The organism is Rhizobium viscosum, assembly GCF_014873945.1.
GTDB lineage: Bacteria > Pseudomonadota > Alphaproteobacteria > Rhizobiales > Rhizobiaceae > Rhizobium > Rhizobium viscosum.
In genome coordinates this window covers 3,372,529-3,390,277 of record NZ_JADBEC010000001.1, presented here as the reverse complement: position 1 = coordinate 3,390,277, position 17,749 = coordinate 3,372,529, and the positions used below count along the sequence as shown (strand labels likewise).

The window sequence follows — 17,749 nt, the reverse complement described above, 5'->3', positions numbered from 1 at the left end:
GCTCTGAGGCATCAAGCTCTTGTCGGAGAAAAACGCCTCCGGTTCAGAGCATCGCAAGAACCTTGCCGCAATAGGACTTAGAGACCGGGTTCATGCGCGTCGCGCCGTGACCGGCATTGTACTTGAGGATGGTATTGCAGGTCTGCCCGCCACCGAGATCATGGGCCGCCGCCAGGTACTTCATGCCGTACTTAATGTTGGTTTCCGGATCGAACAGGCCCTTGGCACCGCCGGAATAACCCATCATGCGGGCCGTCGCCGGCTTGATCTGCATCAGGCCGATCTCGCCGTGGGTGCCGCGAGCCATCGGATTGAAATTGCTTTCGACACGGATGACGGCAGTCGCAAGAGCCACCGGCACATCATACTGATTGGCATATTTGCTGATCAGTGCGGAATAAGAATTGCCGGAAACGTCGGCGACGGGATAGCCACTCTGGCGCTCGACCGTCTTCAGCGGACGCTGCGTTTTCTTCTGCACACGCTGCGCCGTCCTCTGCGGGCGTTCCTTCTTATTCATATGCTCCGCTGTCTTCTGCGGACGCTCCACTTTCTTCACGGGTGCATCGGCCCGTACGCCCCAGTCATTCGCAAAGGCAAAGCTATTTCCCGCCAGCACCATGCCAACGCACGCTGCAGCAACAACAATCATTTTTCTCATGTAGTCTTGATCACTCCGACCCAAAGAATTACCGGACTGCGCGCCTCGCGGTCATGATGTATTCCTGACCAAGAACTGATCAGGCCTCGCAGCAATTCTTATCGTTTCACATGACGCCTTCGATTTAGCTTGGGAACAACCATCGGCGTCGCTTAGCGGAAGCCCTTAGACCATCGCAATGAGGAGATAATAGGGAAATGATGTGGCAGTCCGAATTTCGCATCCGGACATGGAAAATCGGTAATGTTGGAAACTGTGAACGGTCAGGAATATCGCGGCAGCGCCGACAGCAGGCGATGCAGCGTATCGATCGTCGAGAAATCGGCGATCCCGTCCACCCGTTCGGGACGGAAATGCCGCTGGAAAGCTTCCACGTCACCGGCCGTCTTGTCGCTGAATTCGCCTGTGATCTCAGTACCGTAGCCATAAAGCGACAGCATGGATTGCAGCGCCTCGATCGGCTGCCCGCGGTCACCGCGCTGGAAGAAGCGTCCGCCGGTAATGGCGGCCGGTTCCACCCAGTGGCCGACACCTGCCTTATACAGCTCGCGCCAAGGGAATTTTTCGCCGGGATCGACCTTGCGCACAGGGGCGACGTCGGAGTGACCGAGCACCCTTTCAGGCGCGATTGACCAGCGATTGCCGCAATCGCGACATAATTCGATCACCGCCGCAATCTGCTCTTTCGGATAATCCGGAAGCCCGCCCGGATGGCCGGCATTGGCGATCTCGATGCCGATGGACAGTGAGTTGATATCCGTCTCGCCGTGCCAGAAACTCTTGCCCGCATGCCATGCACGGCGGCTCTCCGGCACGAGTTGCACGACCTCGCCGTCCGGCTGCACGAAATAATGGCTGGAGACCTGGCTTTCGTCCCGACAGAGCCACTCGAGTGCTCCTTCCGGGCTCGGCATGCCGGTATAATGCAGCAGGATCATATCGGGCTTGCGTCCGTCAGCGCGTTCGCCATGGTTTGGCGAAGGTTGGACGCGCGCTTGGCTGTAATCGGCCTCGAATGAGGTCATGCAGCGCGGCGTTCCTTTTCGATCGCCGCATAGGCGTCGTTCAGGGCTGCCATGCGTTCATTGGCAATCGCATGAAACTCTTCCGGCACGCCTCGCGAGATCAGCCGATCCGGATGATGCTCGCTGACGAGCACATGGTAGTGGCGGCGGATCGTCGGGAAATCATCTGCCGGCGAAACCCCGAGAACCTTGTAAGGGTCGCGTCCATCGGAGACGTGACGCGCAGCGATCTGATCGAAGCGGGCCTCGCTCATCTGAAAGATCTCGGCGATATGGCGCAGGAAATTCATTTCCTTCTCGTGGATCAGCCCATCCGCCTTGGCGATATGGAACAGACCATCGAGCACGTCCTCCAGAACCGGGCAATTGGCGGCGCAGGTCGAGCAGAGCGTGGACAGCTTGGCTGCATAGGCCTCGTAACCGGCAACGTCCTGGCGGGCGAGATTATAGAGGCGCGCGACATTCTTCGCCTCGCTCGGAGGAAACTCGAAAATATCGCGGAAGGCCTGCACTTCCTTTTCGCTGACGAGACCGTCAGCTTTTGCCATCTTGGCGGAAAGCGCAATGACGGCTACGGAAAAGGCAACCTTGCGGCGCGTCTCCGGATCACCTTCGAAAACTGTTCGAATAGCTTCGACCACCGCGGAGAGCGCATTGCCCGCGGTATTGCCAATGGCATTCACCAGTTTTTCCCAGAAAGACATCGTCATCTTCTCGCAATGCAGCAAGTTCAAGAAACACCTTGACCAAATAATCGTCGCCATTGCAAGGCGGCTATTGGTCGTAGGTTCGAAAACAGTTTTCACAATTCGGTAACGGTCGCCCAAACACGACCATCCGCTGTGCCCGCCATTTCCTGCAGTATTCGCACAACGCTCGACGATTTCCACAACACTTATGGATAGGTGGAACTGGCTTTGAACCGATTATATCGCCGCTTCCGGCGCCTGCTCTGCAGAAAGGCGCGTTTTTCGTAAATTCTTTACTTTACAGGGCACTTTCCCTGCCGCATCCATGCGTTACCAGAAGCATGTCGCGCAAAAACATGCAGCGGTTTTGCGATAACGACATGCGTAAAACAAAGTGACTTAAGCTGCACTCAGTCGCGCATCGGGCGCCCAAGGAGGGATCTATGGCCAAACAGAAAGTCGCAATGCTGACCGCCGGAGGCCTGGCGCCCTGTCTCTCATCCGCCGTCGGCGGCCTCATCGAGCGCTATAGCGACGTTGCACCTGATATCGAGCTCATCGCCTATAAGTCCGGTTATCAGGGCGTGCTGCTCGGCGACAGCGTCGCGATCACCAAGGAAATGCGCGAGAAGGCGCCGCTCTTGCACCGTTATGGCGGTTCGCCGATCGGCAACAGCCGCGTGAAGCTCACCAATGCTGCCGACTGCGTGAAGCGCGGTCTCGTCAAGGAAGGCGAAAACCCGCTCAGGGTCGCAGCAGAACGTCTTGCCAATGACGGCGTCACCATCCTGCACACGATCGGCGGCGACGACACGAACACGACAGCCGCGGATCTGGCCGCCTATCTCGCGGCAAACGGTTATGACCTCACGGTCGTCGGCCTGCCGAAAACCGTCGACAACGACGTCGTGCCGATCCGCCAGTCGCTCGGCGCCTGGACGGCTGCCGAAGTCGGCGCCCATTTCTTCGACAATGTCAGCAACGAACAGACCGCGGCCCCGCGCACACTCGTCATTCACGAGGTCATGGGCCGCCACTGCGGCTGGCTGACGGCCGCTACCGCCCGTGCCTATCTCCAGCGCACCAAAGGCAATGAATATGTCGATGGCCTGATGATGAACGCGCGTATGAAGAGCATCGACGCCGTCTACCTGCCGGAAATGGCCTTCGACCTTGATGCCGAAGCCGCCCGCCTGAAGGAGATTATGGACCGCACCGGCCATGCCACGGTCTTCGTATCGGAAGGCGCCTGCCTCGATGCCATCGTCGCAGAACGCGAAGCTGCCGGCGAGACAGTCAAGCGCGATGCCTTCGGCCATGTGAAGATCGACACGATCAATGTCGGCGCCTGGTTCCAGAAGCAGTTCGCAAGCCTGCTCGACGCCGAGCGCTCGCTCGTCCAGAAATCCGGCTATTTCGCCCGCTCCGCACCGGCAAACGGTGAAGATCTGCGCCTGATCCAGAGCATGGTCGACCTCGCTGTCGAAAGCGCTCTCAACAGGATTTCGGGCGTAACCGGCCACGATGAAGCGCAGAACGGCAAGTTGCGCACAATAGAATTTCCCCGCATCAAGGGTGGCAAGCCATTTGATCTTTCGACCGCATGGTTTGGTGAAGTAATGAGCCAGATCGGGCAAAAATACAGGGCGGCATGATTGACGGATGGCTAATATGGTGTCTTTGCTTGTTCTCTAGGAATAGGAGGAGATTCCATGTCGCTTGAAGCTTGGTTCGCTTTTGCAGCCGCATCCGCCATCATGCTCGCCATACCGGGACCGACCATTCTTCTGGTTGTTTCCTATGCGCTTGGTCATGGCCGGAAAACGGCGCTGGCGACCGTTTCGGGCGTGGCGCTCGGCGATTTCACGGCCATGACGGCGTCGCTTTTCGGACTGGGCGCACTGCTCGCCGCATCCGCGACGCTATTTACCGTGCTGAAGTGGATCGGCGGCGCCTACCTGATCTGGCTGGGAATCAAGCTCTGGCGGGCACCGATCGTCGGCGAACACATCGCTGACAACGATAACCTGCCGGAAGAAAAGTCGCTGCGGATCTTCCTGCATGCCTATGCGGTGACGGCGCTGAACCCGAAGAGCATCGTCTTCTTCGTCGCCTTCGTGCCCCAGTTCCTCAACCCTGCCCTTCCCTTCTTCGATCAGATGCTGATCATGGAAGCGACCTTCCTCGTGCTCGCCACCATCAACGCCTCCTGCTACGCGCTCGCCGCTCATGCCGCCCGCGGCCTGATTCGCAAGGCCAACGTGCAGCGCGCGGTCAACCGCACCGGGGGCACCCTGCTCATCGCAGCAGGCGCCGTAACTGCCGGCTATCGCCGTATTGCAGCCTAGTAATATTCCGTGGTTGCTGGAAAGCCACGAATAGGTTAATGGCTATCCCCGGGCTTAAGGTATTTGATAACTTTTAAGACGCTGCTGGGGCGGCGAAATTCACGAAAGTGAGAGAATGGTAGCGATCGGATTTTCCGGCCTGAAACGCAGTGTCGTGGTCTCTACCATGCTCTGCGGCGTCATTTCCGGATGCGCGAGCGTCGAATATACCTCTCAGGCGGAACTGACCGCCGCACAGACCGTGATTCCCATACCGAAGCCGGGTGAAGATGCAACGCTGGCTGCTATCCCAACCGCTGAAGGCGCAAACGGCCCGGCCGTCGCGACTCTCAATCCCCAGGCAGCAACCGCCGCACCTGTTCTCACCGCAGCCGCCATGCCGAATGTCGTCTCGCCCGTGCAGCAGCAGGCCGGTGATTTCGCCATGCAGGGCGGTGTCCAGCAGGTTGCTGTCAACGGCTATGCTCCTATTCCGCTGACGCCCGAAATGACGGCGATCCAGTCCGTTGTTCCGACGCCGCGTCCGGGCTCGCCCGCGAGCCCCTCTACGCAGCTTGCTTTTGCTGCCACGACACCGCAGAACGGCGCGCTCGCAGCGCTCGCCGCCGTCGATACCACGCCGCGCTTCACCATGGACTACGGCTTCGACGAGTCCGGTCCGATCGATCCGCCGGCCGCCCCGCCGATGTTTAGCGATGACGACAGCGACGATGCGCCGACCGTCGAAAAGAGCTTCGTCAGCAAGCTCATCAGCAAATACTCGAAGCTTTACGAAATTCCGGAATCGCTGCTCCACCGCGTCGTTCATCGCGAGAGCCGGTATAATTCCAAAGCCTATAACAAGCGCGGCTACTTCGGTCTCATGCAGATCAAGTACAACACCGCAAAATCGATGGGTTACGACGGCAATCCGGCCGGCCTCTTCGACGCCGAAACCAATATCAAATATGCAGGCAAGTACCTGCAGGGCGCCTGGCAGGTGGCCGACAAGAAGGAAGACGACGCCGTTCGTCTCTATGCCCGCGGTTACTATTATGACGCTAAGCGCAAGGGCATGACCGATATCGCCCAAGGCAATTACTGATAGTCCAATTACCGATATAGACCATCATCAGTGACGTCCTCAGCCGGCTTTCGCCGACTGAAGCGTATTGAGAATTTCCTTCAGCACGATCTGCGGCCTGTAGCGCAGCCAACTCGGTGTCAGCCCCATGCGGACGAAGACAAGATTGGCCGAAGGAACGATTGCCACCGTCTGGCCGTCATGCCCCTGCAGCCAGAACGTATCCGGCGGCAGACCGAACTCCGCGCTCGTCCCGCCGCCCGGCCCCGCAAGCCAGGCCTGGCCTTGCGTATACTGGCCGCCCGAACTTGCCGTCGGCGTGCGCATCATCGCAACAAAGCCTTCCGGCAAAAGTCTCTGCCCGTTCCACACGCCGTCCTGCAGCAGGAACTGTCCGAAGCGCACCCAGTCATGCGCCGTGGCATAGAGATAGGAACTGCCGGTAAACGTACCGCGCTCGTCGGCTTCGAAGACTGCGCTCGTCATGCCGAGCGGAGAAAACAGCGCATCACGGGGATAATCGAAGGCCGCCTGCGGGTCGCCGACCTTATCCATCCAGATGCGCGACAGAAGCATAGCCGTACCGCTGGAATAATGGAAATTCGTGCCCGGTGCAGCCACCAGTGGCGCACCTGCCGGCAGAGAAACCATGTCGGGGTCGAGGTAGAGCATGCGCGTCACATCGGCGACAGCGCCGTAATCCTCGTTGAAAGCAAGCCCGCTTTCCATGCCGAGCAGGTCGGAGAGCTTGATGTCGCGGCGTGGATCATGCGCCCATTGCGGCAGCAGATGCGTGTCGTCGAAAGAGATCTTGCCTGACAGCATCAGCCGGCCGATCAGCGCAGCATTGACGGTCTTCGTCATCGACCAGCCGACCAGCGGCGTATCGGCGTTGAAGCCCGGCCCGTAGCTTTCGGCAATGATGCGGCCATCCTGCACGACGACCATCGCCCGCATGGCGGGCCCGGCAAGCTTGGCATCGGCCAGGAGGTCTGCAACCTTGGCATTGCCGGTCGCCGGATCGACGCTCTCGCCATCCGGCCAGACCGCGTCATTTTCACCCGCCTGCGCCGCCGGCACCAGAGGCGCAGCCTTTGCAGCCGCATCGAAATCGCCATCGGGCACACTCGCGCAGCCGAGGGCGCCGCGATAAAGCGCATAGCTCGGCGCAAACAGACCCATGAAACGCGAGGTCACCCGCCCGCTGTCGTGATCGATCTCGACCCGCATTAGCCTGAGCAGCGGGTTTCCAGGCGCCTGGACATCGTCATGGAGAACTGTGTCGGGATCACGCCCAGCGATGAAGACATTGGAGCAGACGATCTTGGCAGCATAGCCATTGCCCACCTTCAGGAGCTCCGGCGGAGCTATGGAGAGCCACGCGGCTGCGCCTATGGCGACGAGAATGACGAGCAGGGCCAAGCCCTTGAAGATACGCGGAACAACTCGCATGCAATCCTCCACGAGACGGAGAGAAGCAGGAAACTTGGCTCACGAAAAGAGCGAAGCGAAAAGAAGTGCTTCAATTGGCTTCAAATTTCGCGGAAGTCATCGCCGAGTTTCGTCGAAGACTTTGCCCACAGGGCTCGTCATCAAACTGTAGCAGAGGCGCGTTACACGCCCTGAACGCTAAAAAGGTGACAGACTCATGTCGGAATTTGCACCGGATACCGGCTTCCGCAAGAACCGGAAACTCAAGGCAGCGCTTCTCCGCCACAAGGCTTTTTCCAAGGACGGCTTCTCCGAGCGTCTCTTCGGCCTTCTCTTCTCCGGCCTCGTCTATCCGCAGATCTGGGAAGACCCGGATCTCGACATGCAGGCGATGGAGCTGAAGCCCAATCACCGTATCGTCACGATAGGTTCTGGCGGCTGCAACATGCTGGCTTATCTTTCCAAGGCACCGGCCTCGATCGACGTGGTAGATCTTAATCCGCACCACATCGCGCTGAACAGGCTGAAGCTTGCCGCCTTCAAGAACCTGCCGGGCCATTCGGATCTCGTGCGCTTCCTGGCCATGCCGAACGAGAAATCGAACAGCCGGGTTTTCGACCGCTACCTGTCGTCCAATCTCGATGAGACGACCCGCGCCTACTGGAACACTCGCAAGTTCGGCCGCCGGCGCGTCACGGTCTTCGACCGCAACATTTATGAAACCGGCCTGCTCGGCCGCTTCATCGGCGCCGCTCATCTTCTTGCCCGCCTGCATGGCGTGAAGCTGCAGGAAATGACCAAGGCCCGCACGATCCGCGAGCAGCGCCAATTCTTCGAGGATCAGATCGCCCCTCTCTTCGAAAAGCCCGTCGTTCGCTGGATTACCAACCGCAAGAGCTCGCTTTTCGGTCTTGGCATTCCGCCGCAGCAATATGATGAGCTAGCAAGCCTTGCCGCCGACAATTCCATCGCGCCGGTTCTGAAGCACCGTCTGGAAAAGCTGGCATGCCATTTCCCGATGCGCGACAACTACTTCGCTTGGCAGGCCTTCGCACGCCGCTACGCCGATGGCGAAGAAGGCCCGCTGCCGACCTATCTGAAGCCTGAGCACTATGAAGTGATCCGGGCCAATGTCGACCGCGTCAACGTTCACCATGCAAGCTTCACCGAGCTTCTGGCCAATGAACCGGCGGCATCGCGCGACCGCTACATCCTGCTCGACGCGCAGGACTGGATGACAGACCAGCAGCTCAACGATGTCTGGCGCGAAATCACCCGCACCGCCCGCGAAGGCGCCCGCGTGATCTTCCGCACAGCCGCCGAAAAGAGCATCATCGAAGGCCGCCTCGCCCCTGCAATCCGCGACCAGTGGCACTATTTCGAAGAACAATCGCGTGAGATGACCACCCAGGACCGCTCGGCAATCTACGGCGGCTTCCATATCTACGGGAAGAAGGCGTGAGCAAAGTCGACGAGATGACCGTCAAGAGCGAGGAACATGCTGACCTTATGGACGGCATGTACCGCTACCAGCGCCATTTCTATGATCTCACCCGCAAATATTATCTTCTCGGCCGCGACCGCACGATCCGCAATCTCGACGTTCCCGAGGGCGGCACGCTGCTCGAAGTCGGCTGCGGCACCGGCCGCAACATGGCGCTTGCCCACAAGTATTTCCCGACAGCCAAGCTCTACGGTCTCGACATTTCCCAGGAAATGCTGATTTCCGCGCGCAAGACCTTCGCCACCAAGACGACGATCCCGGATTTTCGGGTGGCGGATGCCACGGCCTATACGCCACGCGAATTCGGCGCCGTCGGTTTCGACCGCATTCTGATTTCTTACGCACTGTCGATGATCCCGGATTGGGAACGCGCGGTGGATGCGTCAATTGCCGCACTCAATCCCGGCGGCCAGCTCCACATCGTCGATTTCGGCCAGCAGGAAGGCCTGCCCGCCTGGTTCCGCAGGCTGCTGCAGGCCTGGCTCGCCAAATTCCATGTCACGCCCCGCGCCAATCTGCGCGAGGTTCTGGAGGCACAAGCCGCTGAAAATAACGCCCGACTGTCGTTCGAGACGATCGGCGGCGGCTACGCCTGGCGGGCGGCGATTATCAGCAAGCGCTCATAATTCGCTTGTAAATAACCATTTTTTTACGTTGATATTAGAAAAGAGGGTTATACCCTCTGCTGGGCGCGTGTTTTCAAAGGTCAGGCTGTGGGGCAGATCCATCATCACGACGGAACATTCATGCGTCGGCTTCTGTTTTGCGTCCTGCCGCTTGCCCTGCTGCTCGCCGGTTGCAGCTCCACGGGTTACGATTATCTCGAAACTGCTTCCATAAAGCCGAAAACCAGCTTCAAGGATACCGATCCCCAGGATTTCGGGCCCAAGCGCCCACAGCAAAACGCGGTCCACGGCATCGACATTTCCAAATGGCAGGGTGATATCGACTGGCAGACGGTACGCAAATCCGGCGTTGCCTTTGCCTTCATCAAGGCGACGGAAGGCAAGGACCGCATCGATCCGCGCTTTGACGAATACTGGCGCGAGGCAGCCGCGTCAGGCATTCCGCACGCGCCCTATCACTTCTATTATTTCTGCTCCTCCGCCGACGACCAGGCCGACTGGTTCATCCGCAACGTTCCCAGGGAATCCATGCGTCTGCCGCCGGTGCTGGATGTCGAGTGGAATGCAGAATCGAAGACCTGTCGCTTCCGCCCCGACCCGGCCACGGTGCGTTCTGAAATGCAGCGCTTCATGGATCGCCTGGAGGCCTATTACGGCAAGCGGCCGATCATCTACACCTCTGTCGATTTCCACCGCGAAAATCTCGACGGCTATTTCCAGGATTATCACTTCTGGGTCCGCTCGACCGCCAAACACCCCGAAGTGACCTATGCCGACCGTCGCTGGGCCTTCTGGCAATATACGTCGACAGGCGTCATTCCGGGCATCAAAGGGCCGACCGACATCAATGTCTTCGCCGGCTCCGCGAAAAACTGGAACAACTGGGTGGCTGACGTTTCCAAGGATAGAAATTCTTAGTAACGTGCCCTAATCTTTCTTGCTTCCGTCACATTCGTCTGTGAAATCGGCGGCATTCTATGTGATTTTACGAGGATCGTTTCATGCACCGCTCGCTTAAAGGCCGCCCTGCACTTGCCCTTCTGTTTGCCTGCGTCCTAGCAACGGGCGCCGCCGCCCAACAGGCTCCGGATGCGGCAGCTTCGGCCCCGGCAGCACCCTGCGGCGGCGATCTCTCCGCCTTCCTTGAAGGCGTCAAGAAGGACGCGATTGCAGCCGGCGCCAGCGCCGAAGCAGCAGACGAGGCGTTCGCCGGCGCTCAGATCGATCCCAAGGTTCTGAGCCGCGACCGCGCTCAGGGTGTCTTCCGCCAGACCTTCCTCGAGTTCTCGCAACGCACAGTCAGCCAGGCCCGCCTCGACATCGGCCGCCAGAAGATGAAGCAATATGCCGATGTTTTTGCCCGCGCCGAGCAGGAATTCGGTGTTCCCGCTGGCATCATCACCGCCTTCTGGGCGATGGAAACGGATTTCGGCGCCGTGCAGGGCGATTTCAACACGCGCAACGCACTGGTGACGCTCTCTCATGATTGCCGCCGCCCGGAGCTTTTCCGCCCACAGCTGATCGCCCTCGTCGAAATGGTGCAGCACGGTGACCTCGACCCGCAGACCAATACAGGCGCCTGGGCCGGCGAAATCGGTCAGGTGCAGATGCTGCCGCGCGATATCATCGCCTATGGCATGGACGGCGACGGTGACGGCCATGTTCGCCTCAAGCAGAGCGGCCCAGACGCGATCCTGACGGCCGCCAAGTTCATCCAGCATCTCGGCTTCGAGCGCGGCCAGCCCTGGCTGCAGGAAGTCACCCTGCCGGATAACCTGCCTTGGGAAAAGTCGGGCCTCGGTGGCACGATGACGGCAGGCGAATGGTTCAACCTCGGCGTCAAGCCGCGCGACGGCAACACCGCCTTTGCCAATCTCGAAGGCGATCTCGTGCTGCCGCAGGGCCGCCTTGGACCGGCCTTCATCGCCTATCCCAATTTCAAGATCTATCTGGAATGGAACAAGTCGTTCATCTACACGACCTCTGCCGCTTATTTCGCGACCCGTCTCTCCGGTGCGCCGACCTATCAGAAGGGCACGCCTGAGCAGGGCCTCTCCAACGACGAGATGAAACAGTTGCAGACGAAGCTCGATTCGCTCGGCCATGACGTCGGCGAGATCGACGGCATCCTCGGCTCCGGCACCCGTGTTGCGATCCAGAAGGAACAGCAGCGCCTGGGTATGCCGGCGGATGGTTGGGCTACTCCCGCCCTGCTCAACGCGCTCTGAGACGCCACATTTGCCCTTTTGCCACCCTGCTTCCTGAATCGGGTGGCGGCTTCCCGCCGATCGGGTAAACCTGCCAGCAAATGGGAGGGATCGGCGTGGAACAGAAAATGAATGCTTTGACCTGGGGGCTTCTTGCCCTGCTCGGTCTGATCTGGGGCGGCTCCTTCTTCTTTGCACGCATCGCTGTTGTGGAGGTGCCGCCACTCACCCTCGTCTTCCTACGCCTCTCCATCGCAGCCATAGCGCTGCATATCTACATCGGCGGACGCTTCGGCATCTACCCACTCTTAAAGAGCGGGTGGCGCGAATTCCTCATTCTCGGCATCCTCAACAACGCCCTGCCCCATGCGCTGATCTTCTTCGGCCAGACGCGCATCGGCGCCGGCCTTGCCTCCATTCTCAATGCCACGACGCCGATCTGGACGGTGCTGATCGCCAATTACCTGACGTCGGACGAGAAGCTCTCCTCGGCGAAGATCATCGGCTGCCTTACCGGCCTTCTCGGCACGGTCGTACTGATCGGCCCCAGCGTTACGGCTCGCAGCGATCTTCCGTTATGGGCTTTGCTCCTGCCGGTGATCGCAGCGGTCTCCTATGGCTTTGCCGCCACTTACAGCAAGCGCTTCAAGGGCGTGGCGCCGCCCGTCATCGCTGCCGGCCAGATGACGGCATCCTCGCTCGTTGCCCTGCCGCTGTCGCTCGTCATGGACCATCCCTGGGCACTCGCCATCCCTTCGGCCAATACCATCGCCGCCATTCTGGCGATCGCCCTGCTGTCGACCGCCTTCGGTTATATTCTCTACTTCCGCATCCTGGCCGCTGCGGGCGCGACCAATGCCTCTCTGGTGACGCTGCTCGTGCCGCCGAGCGCGATCCTGCTCGGCTTCCTATTCCTGGATGAGCGACTGGAAGTGACCGAGATTGCCGGCATGGCGCTCATCGGCGCGGGACTTGTCATACTGGACGGCCGTATCTACCACCGCTTTGGCGCGATAACCTGAAATGATTATGCTGCAGTGCGCCATTCTTCCGCCAAAAGTGTGAATCGCCGCTATCGGTTTGTAACGAAGCGTTAAATTTTGAGAGCGGAATTTTCTGATTATATTTCAGTATCTTGCTGGATGGTTCCCAGACTTATCCACTGCCCTCTTCGGCGGTGCAGCACAAGAAGCGCTTCCCAACTAACACATTTCCGACATATTATTAGTCGGTTAACGCGAGGAGGCAGACATGGGACTTACGCAATCCTTGAATGTCCTGTTGGTCAGTGCAGCGTTCGCATTCGTCGTATCCATGCTCTTCATTTGAGCAGATGCGAAGCGTAAAGACTGAAATACCGAACTCCTGAAACAATCAGCCCCAGCTATTGAAAAGCGCATGCCCCGCCCGGCATGCGCTTTTCCTATATGCTGATAACGGTATCTGTCTGATCAGGCGGCAGCGCCGGCGCTTCTCGCCGTCTGTCGCGAAAGGCCGAGGTTGGCGAGAACGGCAGAAACCAGCGGCGCACGGTTCATCGTATAGAGATGGAACTCGTTGAGACCGCGGCGGACGAGATCCTCGATCTGCTCGGCAGCGACGTCGGCAGCAACCTTGGCTCGCTCCTCCGGCTTGTCGTCATATCCGGCAAAGCGCTCGTCGAGAAAGGCCGGGATGACCGTGCCGCAGGCGCCGGCAAAACGCTTCAGCTGCGTCAGGTTCTGGATCGGCATGATGCCCGGTACGACAGGGATCTTGACGCCGGCGGCGCGCACCTTTTCGAGATAACGCTCGAAATTGTCATTATCGAAGAAGAACTGTGTCAGGGCGCGGTCGGCGCCATTATCTGCCTTGCGCTTCAGCATCTCGATATCGGCCGCCTGGTCGCGGCTTTCCGGGTGCTTTTCCGGATAGGCCGAGACGGAGATTTCGAAATCGCCGATCTGCTTGAGGCCGGCCACGAGTTCGGCTGCATTGGCATACCCGCCCGGATGCGGCTGGTAAGGCGCACCGACACCGCCAGGCGCATCACCGCGCAGCGCCACGAAATGCGTGATGCCGGCCTTGCGGAAGCTGTCGACCACCTGATGCGTCTCTTCCTTCGTGGCGCTGACGCAGGTCAGGTGTGACGCCGTCGCAAGCGGCGTGTCGGTGAGGAAGCGCGTGACCGTGGAGAGCGTCGGCGCTTTGGTAGTGCCACCGGCGCCATAGGTCACCGAGACGAATTCCGGGTTCCAATCCTGCAGGTCGCGGACGGTGTTCCAGAGCTGGCCCTCCATCTCCTCGGACTTCGGCGGAAAGAACTCGAAGGAGATCGCGATATCGCGGCGGCGGGCGTCGTTTTTCTGGGTCATTTATTCTCTCCCGGCAAATGTAGGTACGGCGCCTTCGCTCTCCAGCGAAGCCATCAGGCGCCTCGGGTCGCGTGCGAGCCAGACCGTAACCGTGAGGCCCTTCTCGCCCTGCTGACCCGGATGAAGGTCGACTAGCTGCTCTATATCGAGCCCAGCCTTGCGCACCCAGTCCGACATGGCCTGATGCGAAAAGCCGAGACGCACATGGGCATGTTCGTCGCGAAGATATTCGAGATTGTGTGGCGCCAGATCGATGATAACAAGACGCCCGCCCGGTCGCAGCATGCGCGCGGCTTCTGTGATCGCGATGTCAGGCTGATCGAAGAAATGCAGCACCTGATGGATCGTCACCAGATCGAAATCCTGCCCTTCGAAAGGCAGGTTCAGGATATCGGCGTGGCGCACAGAGGCGGTGGTGATGCGGGACTTGTCGAGATTGGCGCGCGCCACGCTCAGCATGTCGCGGCTGGCATCGACGCCGATCGCCCGGCGATAGCGGCCGGCGAGAAGCTCCAGCATGCGCCCGGTGCCGGTGCCGAGGTCGAGCAGGGAATCGATCGGGTTGGCCCCGAGCAGCTTGATGACGGCTGCGTCCACCTCTTCGTCAGCGGCGTGCAGACGGCGAAGCTCGTCCCATTCGGCGGCGTTGCGGCTGAAATAGGCCTGCGCCCGCTCGGCACGCTGGCGCTTGACGGAAGCCAGACGCTCGCCGTCACGCTGGACGACAGGATCGTTTTCGGAGACATGCTTCAGCAAGGCTCGTACGAGTGCAGCGGCCTTGCCCTCCTGCGCCAGCCGGAAATAGGCCCAGGCGCCTTCCTGGTAGCGATCTATCAATTCCGCCTCGCCAAGCAGCTTCAGATGCCGGGAGATACGGGGCTGGGATTGGCCGAGAATTTCCGTAAGATCTGTTACGGTGAGATCGCCCGCCGCCAGCAGCGCCAGCAGCCGCAGGCGCGTCGGTTCGCCGGCCGCCTTCAAGACGTCCACCAGCGCATCCAGTCCAAGCCTTAGGGGTTCGCTCATATCCTACCCAATCAAGATATAAAGATATCTTTATGTGATTTGGATAGCTGAGGCAAGCGGCATTTTCCCGATTTGCGAACTTGCCTGTGGTAATCGCGCCATCAGAAATGAAAAAACCCCGGCAGACACCGGGGCTTTCGAAAGGCGTCAAAAATCAATCAGCGTGTCAGGCGCTTGTGAGCCTGGCTGCCGGGGTTGAGGGCGTCTGGGCCGAGACGGCGGACTTTGTCCTGCTCATAATCCTCGAAGTTGCCTTCGAACCATTCGACATGACCCTCGCCTTCGAAAGCGAGGATATGCGTGGCCAGACGGTCGAGGAACATGCGATCGTGGCTGATGATGATGGCGCAGCCGGCAAATGCTTCCAGCGCGCTTTCCAGAGCGCCGAGCGTTTCCGTATCGAGGTCGTTGGTCGGTTCGTCGAGCAGCAGAACGTTGCCACCGGCCTTCAGCATCTTGGCTAGGTGAACGCGGTTGCGCTGACCACCGGAGAGATTGCCGACCTTCTGCTGCTGATCGCCGCCCTTGAAGTTGAAGGCGCCGCAATAGGCGCGGGAGTTCATGTCGAACTTGCCGAGCTTGATGACTTCCGCACCGCCGGAAATTTCCTCCCAGACGGTCTTGTTGCCGTCGAGAGCATCACGGCTCTGATCGACATAACCGAGATGCACGGTCTCGCCGATGCGGATCGAACCGTTGTCGGGCTTTTCCTGGCCGGTGATCATCTTGAACAGCGTCGTCTTGCCGGCGCCGTTCGGGCCGATGATGCCAACGATACCACCCGGCGGCAGCTTGATCGACAGGTCGTTGATCAGCGTGCGGCCCTCGAAGCCCTTGGTGATGCCCTCCATCTCGATGACCACCTGGCCGAGACGCTCGCTGACCGGAATGATGATCTGCGCGTCGCCGGGACGCTGCTTCTCGGCGGCTTCCACCAGCTGCTCGTAGGACTTGATACGCGCCTTGGACTTGGCCTGACGAGCCTTCGGGCTGGAAGCAATCCATTCCTGTTCGCGGCTGATCGCCTTCTGGCGGCCTGCCTCTTCGCGGTTTTCCTGCAGCATGCGCTTGGCTTTCGCCTGAAGGTAAGCCGAGTAGTTGCCTTCGTAAGGAATGCCGCGACCGCGGTCGAGTTCGAGGATCCAGCCGGTGACGTTGTCCAGGAAGTAGCGGTCGTGGGTGATCATCATCACGGCGCCCGGATAGTCGCGCAGATGCTTTTCGAGCCAGGCGATGGTCTCGGCGTCCAGATGGTTGGTCGGTTCGTCGAGCAGCAGCAGATCCGGCTGCGAGAGCAACAGGCGGCAGAGTGCAATACGGCGACGTTCACCACCAGAAAGGCTGGTGACTTCGGCGTCGCGCGGCGGGCAGCGCAAAGCTTCCATCGCCATCTCGACCTGGCTTTCCAGATCCCAGAGGTTCTGGCTGTCGATGATATCCTGAAGTTTCGCGCCCTCTTCCGCCGTCTCGTCGGAATAGTTCATCATCAGTTCGTTGTAGCGATCGACGATTGCCGTCTTGGAGGCAACACCTTCCATGACGTTCTCGAACACTGTCTTGTTGGGATCGAGTTTCGGTTCCTGTTCCAAGTAGCCGACCGTCGCGCCCTCGGCGAGCCAGGCTTCGCCGGTATATTCCTTGTCCTGGCCGGCGATGATGCGCAGCACGGTGGACTTACCGGCGCCGTTCGGACCGAGGATACCAATCTTGGCATCGGGATAGAAGGAAAGATGGATATTCTCGAGGATCTTCTTATTGCCGTAGGCCTTGTTGAGGCCGGACATATGATAGATGAACTGGCGTGCCATGCTGGGATGCTCCGGGCGGAAACTTGAAATCGTGGCCGCTATGTAGGCGAAACCACGCCCTGGAGCAACGCCGAAACCCTGTTTCGTCAGGATTTCGGCATGTTTCCGTCAGAAGCCGGCTGCATCCACAATGCCTTCGTCGCAGCCGAAGGAAGTCTGCCCTGCTCCCTGGATGAGGCCGCCGAGGCCCTTCTCCTTCGCTTGCGCCGAAACAGCATCCTGCGAAAGCCCGATCGTCAGTTCGCTGATAACGCGCTTGTTGCCGACGCGCCGGCAGCTCATCTTCACGCGGTCGCTGGCGCCAGCGCCGAAACTCTTGTCGAAGGCCGCCTTGATCGCATCTGATTTCAGCGTCTTGCCGACATTGGCGGCAAAGAGATCGCGCACGGCCGAAGCATTGAGATCGCCCATCAGACGGACGGCGGTGGCGAAATAATCGTCGGCACTCATCTTCGTGCAGGTGCCGTGCTTGATCCATTCATGCCGCTCGAGACCCGATTGCGTGCCGGGCATCGCCTTGTCGAGCGCACTCTTCGTCTCGGCTGAGAGGTTCACCGCCGGCAGGCTCGTCCACTGGCCATCCTTGTCGGCGGCTTTCTGGTCTGCAGATACGTCGCAATAGTTCTGCCGCATCGGCCAAAGACCATGGAGAGAAAAGTTGGTGGCGTCATAGCGGTCGCCGCTCTGGCTGGCGCATTCGGCCTTCTTCTGGTTGGTCTGGCAGAATGCCGGCTGCCAGCTTGCCGCAAGGATGAACCGCGTGCGCCCGCTCTCCTGTGCGGACACGGAACCGACTGACGACAGCGAAAGGAACAGGATGGAAACCGAGAGTAGAAACTTGCCCATTATTAGCCCCGAAATAGCCCCGAAAAAGAACAATACAGGAACAAACAAGCACGAAGCCGAAGTTCGCGCAACCCTGAATCGCAGGGGCAAGCATGCTTTTCTTATGTATGAGCGAAACCGCAATATTGCATTCGCCTTGATATCTGGTCTTTTGGGCGTGG

16 protein-coding genes are annotated in these 17,749 nt (G+C 59.6%); 8 read left to right on the top strand and 8 right to left on the bottom strand.

Going from position 1 to position 17,749, the window contains the following annotated elements:
- Nucleotides 1–43: 43 nt before the first annotated feature.
- The 3 genes from H4W29_RS16620 to H4W29_RS16610 all read right to left on the bottom strand — a co-directional run bounded on the left by H4W29_RS16620 (nt 44) and on the right by H4W29_RS16610 (nt 2,390).
- Nucleotides 44–661, bottom strand: coding sequence for a lytic transglycosylase domain-containing protein (locus H4W29_RS16620; RefSeq protein WP_192729883.1), 618 nt, complete (start codon nt 659–661; stop codon nt 44–46).
- Nucleotides 662–924: 263 nt separating this feature from the next.
- Nucleotides 925–1,686, bottom strand: coding sequence for an N-acetylmuramoyl-L-alanine amidase (locus H4W29_RS16615; RefSeq protein ID WP_192729882.1), 762 nt, complete (start codon nt 1,684–1,686; stop codon nt 925–927).
- The gene (locus H4W29_RS16610; protein WP_192729881.1) at nt 1,683–2,390 is read right to left on the bottom strand and encodes a J domain-containing protein; all 708 of its coding nucleotides are present in this window, start codon (nt 2,388–2,390) and stop codon (nt 1,683–1,685) included. The genes H4W29_RS16615 and H4W29_RS16610 overlap by 4 nt, the downstream gene beginning before the upstream one ends.
- A gap of 428 nt (nt 2,391–2,818) precedes the next feature.
- On the opposite strand from H4W29_RS16610, the gene H4W29_RS16605 reads away from it, so the two are divergent.
- The 3 genes from H4W29_RS16605 (at nt 2,819) to H4W29_RS16595 (ending at nt 5,807) form a co-directional block, all read left to right on the top strand.
- The gene (locus tag H4W29_RS16605; protein WP_192729880.1) at nt 2,819–4,030 is read left to right on the top strand and encodes a pyrophosphate--fructose-6-phosphate 1-phosphotransferase; all 1,212 of its coding nucleotides are present in this window, start codon (nt 2,819–2,821) and stop codon (nt 4,028–4,030) included.
- Between the two features lie 57 nt (nt 4,031–4,087).
- Nucleotides 4,088–4,723, top strand: coding sequence for a LysE family translocator (locus tag H4W29_RS16600; protein WP_192729879.1), 636 nt, complete (start codon nt 4,088–4,090; stop codon nt 4,721–4,723).
- 115 nt (nt 4,724–4,838) lie between these two features.
- Nucleotides 4,839–5,807 (top strand): lytic transglycosylase domain-containing protein, encoded by a 969-nt coding sequence (locus H4W29_RS16595; RefSeq protein ID WP_192729878.1) that lies wholly within the window; start codon nt 4,839–4,841, stop codon nt 5,805–5,807.
- Between the two features lie 39 nt (nt 5,808–5,846).
- Here the strand turns inward: H4W29_RS16595 and H4W29_RS16590 are convergent, their stop codons facing one another.
- Nucleotides 5,847–7,238, bottom strand: coding sequence for a serine hydrolase domain-containing protein (locus H4W29_RS16590; RefSeq protein ID WP_192729877.1), 1,392 nt, complete (start codon nt 7,236–7,238; stop codon nt 5,847–5,849).
- Between the two features lie 196 nt (nt 7,239–7,434).
- Between H4W29_RS16590 and H4W29_RS16585 the strand changes: the two genes are divergently transcribed.
- The 5 genes from H4W29_RS16585 to H4W29_RS16565 all read left to right on the top strand — a co-directional run bounded on the left by H4W29_RS16585 (nt 7,435) and on the right by H4W29_RS16565 (nt 12,576).
- Complete coding sequence (locus tag H4W29_RS16585; RefSeq protein WP_192729876.1) at nt 7,435–8,679, top strand: BtaA family protein; 1,245 nt, start codon at nt 7,435–7,437, stop codon at nt 8,677–8,679.
- A 14-nt stretch (nt 8,680–8,693) separates the two neighbouring features.
- Entirely contained in the window at nt 8,694–9,347 is a 654-nt protein-coding gene (locus H4W29_RS16580; protein ID WP_210332316.1) for a class I SAM-dependent methyltransferase, read from the top strand.
- Nucleotides 9,348–9,467: 120 nt separating this feature from the next.
- Complete coding sequence (locus tag H4W29_RS16575) at nt 9,468–10,265, top strand: glycoside hydrolase family 25 protein (protein ID WP_192729874.1); 798 nt, start codon at nt 9,468–9,470, stop codon at nt 10,263–10,265.
- A gap of 83 nt (nt 10,266–10,348) precedes the next feature.
- Nucleotides 10,349–11,575, top strand: a complete 1,227-nt coding sequence (locus H4W29_RS16570; RefSeq protein WP_192729873.1) for a lytic murein transglycosylase — start codon at nt 10,349–10,351, stop codon at nt 11,573–11,575.
- A 95-nt stretch (nt 11,576–11,670) separates the two neighbouring features.
- A complete protein-coding gene (locus tag H4W29_RS16565; RefSeq protein ID WP_192729872.1) occupies nt 11,671–12,576 on the top strand; it encodes a DMT family transporter in 906 nt (301 codons plus the stop codon).
- Nucleotides 12,577–13,005: 429 nt separating this feature from the next.
- Here the strand turns inward: H4W29_RS16565 and metF are convergent, their stop codons facing one another.
- The 4 genes from metF to H4W29_RS16545 all read right to left on the bottom strand — a co-directional run bounded on the left by metF (nt 13,006) and on the right by H4W29_RS16545 (nt 17,588).
- On the bottom strand, nt 13,006–13,908 hold the full coding sequence (gene metF / locus H4W29_RS16560; RefSeq protein WP_192729871.1) for a methylenetetrahydrofolate reductase [NAD(P)H]: 903 nt from the start codon (nt 13,906–13,908) through the stop codon (nt 13,006–13,008).
- Nucleotides 13,909–14,934 (bottom strand): ArsR/SmtB family transcription factor, encoded by a 1,026-nt coding sequence (locus H4W29_RS16555; RefSeq protein WP_192729870.1) that lies wholly within the window; start codon nt 14,932–14,934, stop codon nt 13,909–13,911.
- Nucleotides 14,935–15,092: 158 nt separating this feature from the next.
- Nucleotides 15,093–16,742 (bottom strand): energy-dependent translational throttle protein EttA, encoded by a 1,650-nt coding sequence (gene ettA, locus H4W29_RS16550; RefSeq protein WP_192729869.1) that lies wholly within the window; start codon nt 16,740–16,742, stop codon nt 15,093–15,095.
- Nucleotides 16,743–16,850: 108 nt separating this feature from the next.
- A complete protein-coding gene (locus tag H4W29_RS16545; RefSeq protein ID WP_192729868.1) occupies nt 16,851–17,588 on the bottom strand; it encodes a ribonuclease T2 family protein in 738 nt (245 codons plus the stop codon).
- Nucleotides 17,589–17,749 lie beyond the last annotated feature (161 nt).

Excerpts from the sequence above, each read along its gene's own strand:
- H4W29_RS16620 (WP_192729883.1), bottom strand. The coding sequence starts at position 661 with ATGAGAAAAATGATTGTTGTTGCTGCAGCGTGCGTTGGCATGGTGCTG.
- H4W29_RS16615 (WP_192729882.1), bottom strand. The coding sequence starts at position 1,686 with ATGACCTCATTCGAGGCCGATTACAGCCAAGCGCGCGTCCAACCTTCG.
- H4W29_RS16610 (WP_192729881.1), bottom strand. The coding sequence starts at position 2,390 with ATGTCTTTCTGGGAAAAACTGGTGAATGCCATTGGCAATACCGCGGGC.
- H4W29_RS16605 (WP_192729880.1), top strand. The coding sequence starts at position 2,819 with ATGGCCAAACAGAAAGTCGCAATGCTGACCGCCGGAGGCCTGGCGCCC.
- H4W29_RS16600 (WP_192729879.1), top strand. The coding sequence starts at position 4,088 with ATGTCGCTTGAAGCTTGGTTCGCTTTTGCAGCCGCATCCGCCATCATG.
- H4W29_RS16595 (WP_192729878.1), top strand. The coding sequence starts at position 4,839 with ATGGTAGCGATCGGATTTTCCGGCCTGAAACGCAGTGTCGTGGTCTCT.
- H4W29_RS16590 (WP_192729877.1), bottom strand. The coding sequence starts at position 7,238 with ATGCGAGTTGTTCCGCGTATCTTCAAGGGCTTGGCCCTGCTCGTCATT.
- H4W29_RS16585 (WP_192729876.1), top strand. The coding sequence starts at position 7,435 with ATGTCGGAATTTGCACCGGATACCGGCTTCCGCAAGAACCGGAAACTC.
- H4W29_RS16580 (WP_210332316.1), top strand. The coding sequence starts at position 8,694 with ATGACCGTCAAGAGCGAGGAACATGCTGACCTTATGGACGGCATGTAC.
- H4W29_RS16575 (WP_192729874.1), top strand. The coding sequence starts at position 9,468 with ATGCGTCGGCTTCTGTTTTGCGTCCTGCCGCTTGCCCTGCTGCTCGCC.
- H4W29_RS16570 (WP_192729873.1), top strand. The coding sequence starts at position 10,349 with ATGCACCGCTCGCTTAAAGGCCGCCCTGCACTTGCCCTTCTGTTTGCC.
- metF (WP_192729871.1), bottom strand. The coding sequence starts at position 13,908 with ATGACCCAGAAAAACGACGCCCGCCGCCGCGATATCGCGATCTCCTTC.
- H4W29_RS16555 (WP_192729870.1), bottom strand. The coding sequence starts at position 14,934 with ATGAGCGAACCCCTAAGGCTTGGACTGGATGCGCTGGTGGACGTCTTG.
- ettA (WP_192729869.1), bottom strand. The coding sequence starts at position 16,742 with ATGGCACGCCAGTTCATCTATCATATGTCCGGCCTCAACAAGGCCTAC.
- H4W29_RS16545 (WP_192729868.1), bottom strand. The coding sequence starts at position 17,588 with ATGGGCAAGTTTCTACTCTCGGTTTCCATCCTGTTCCTTTCGCTGTCG.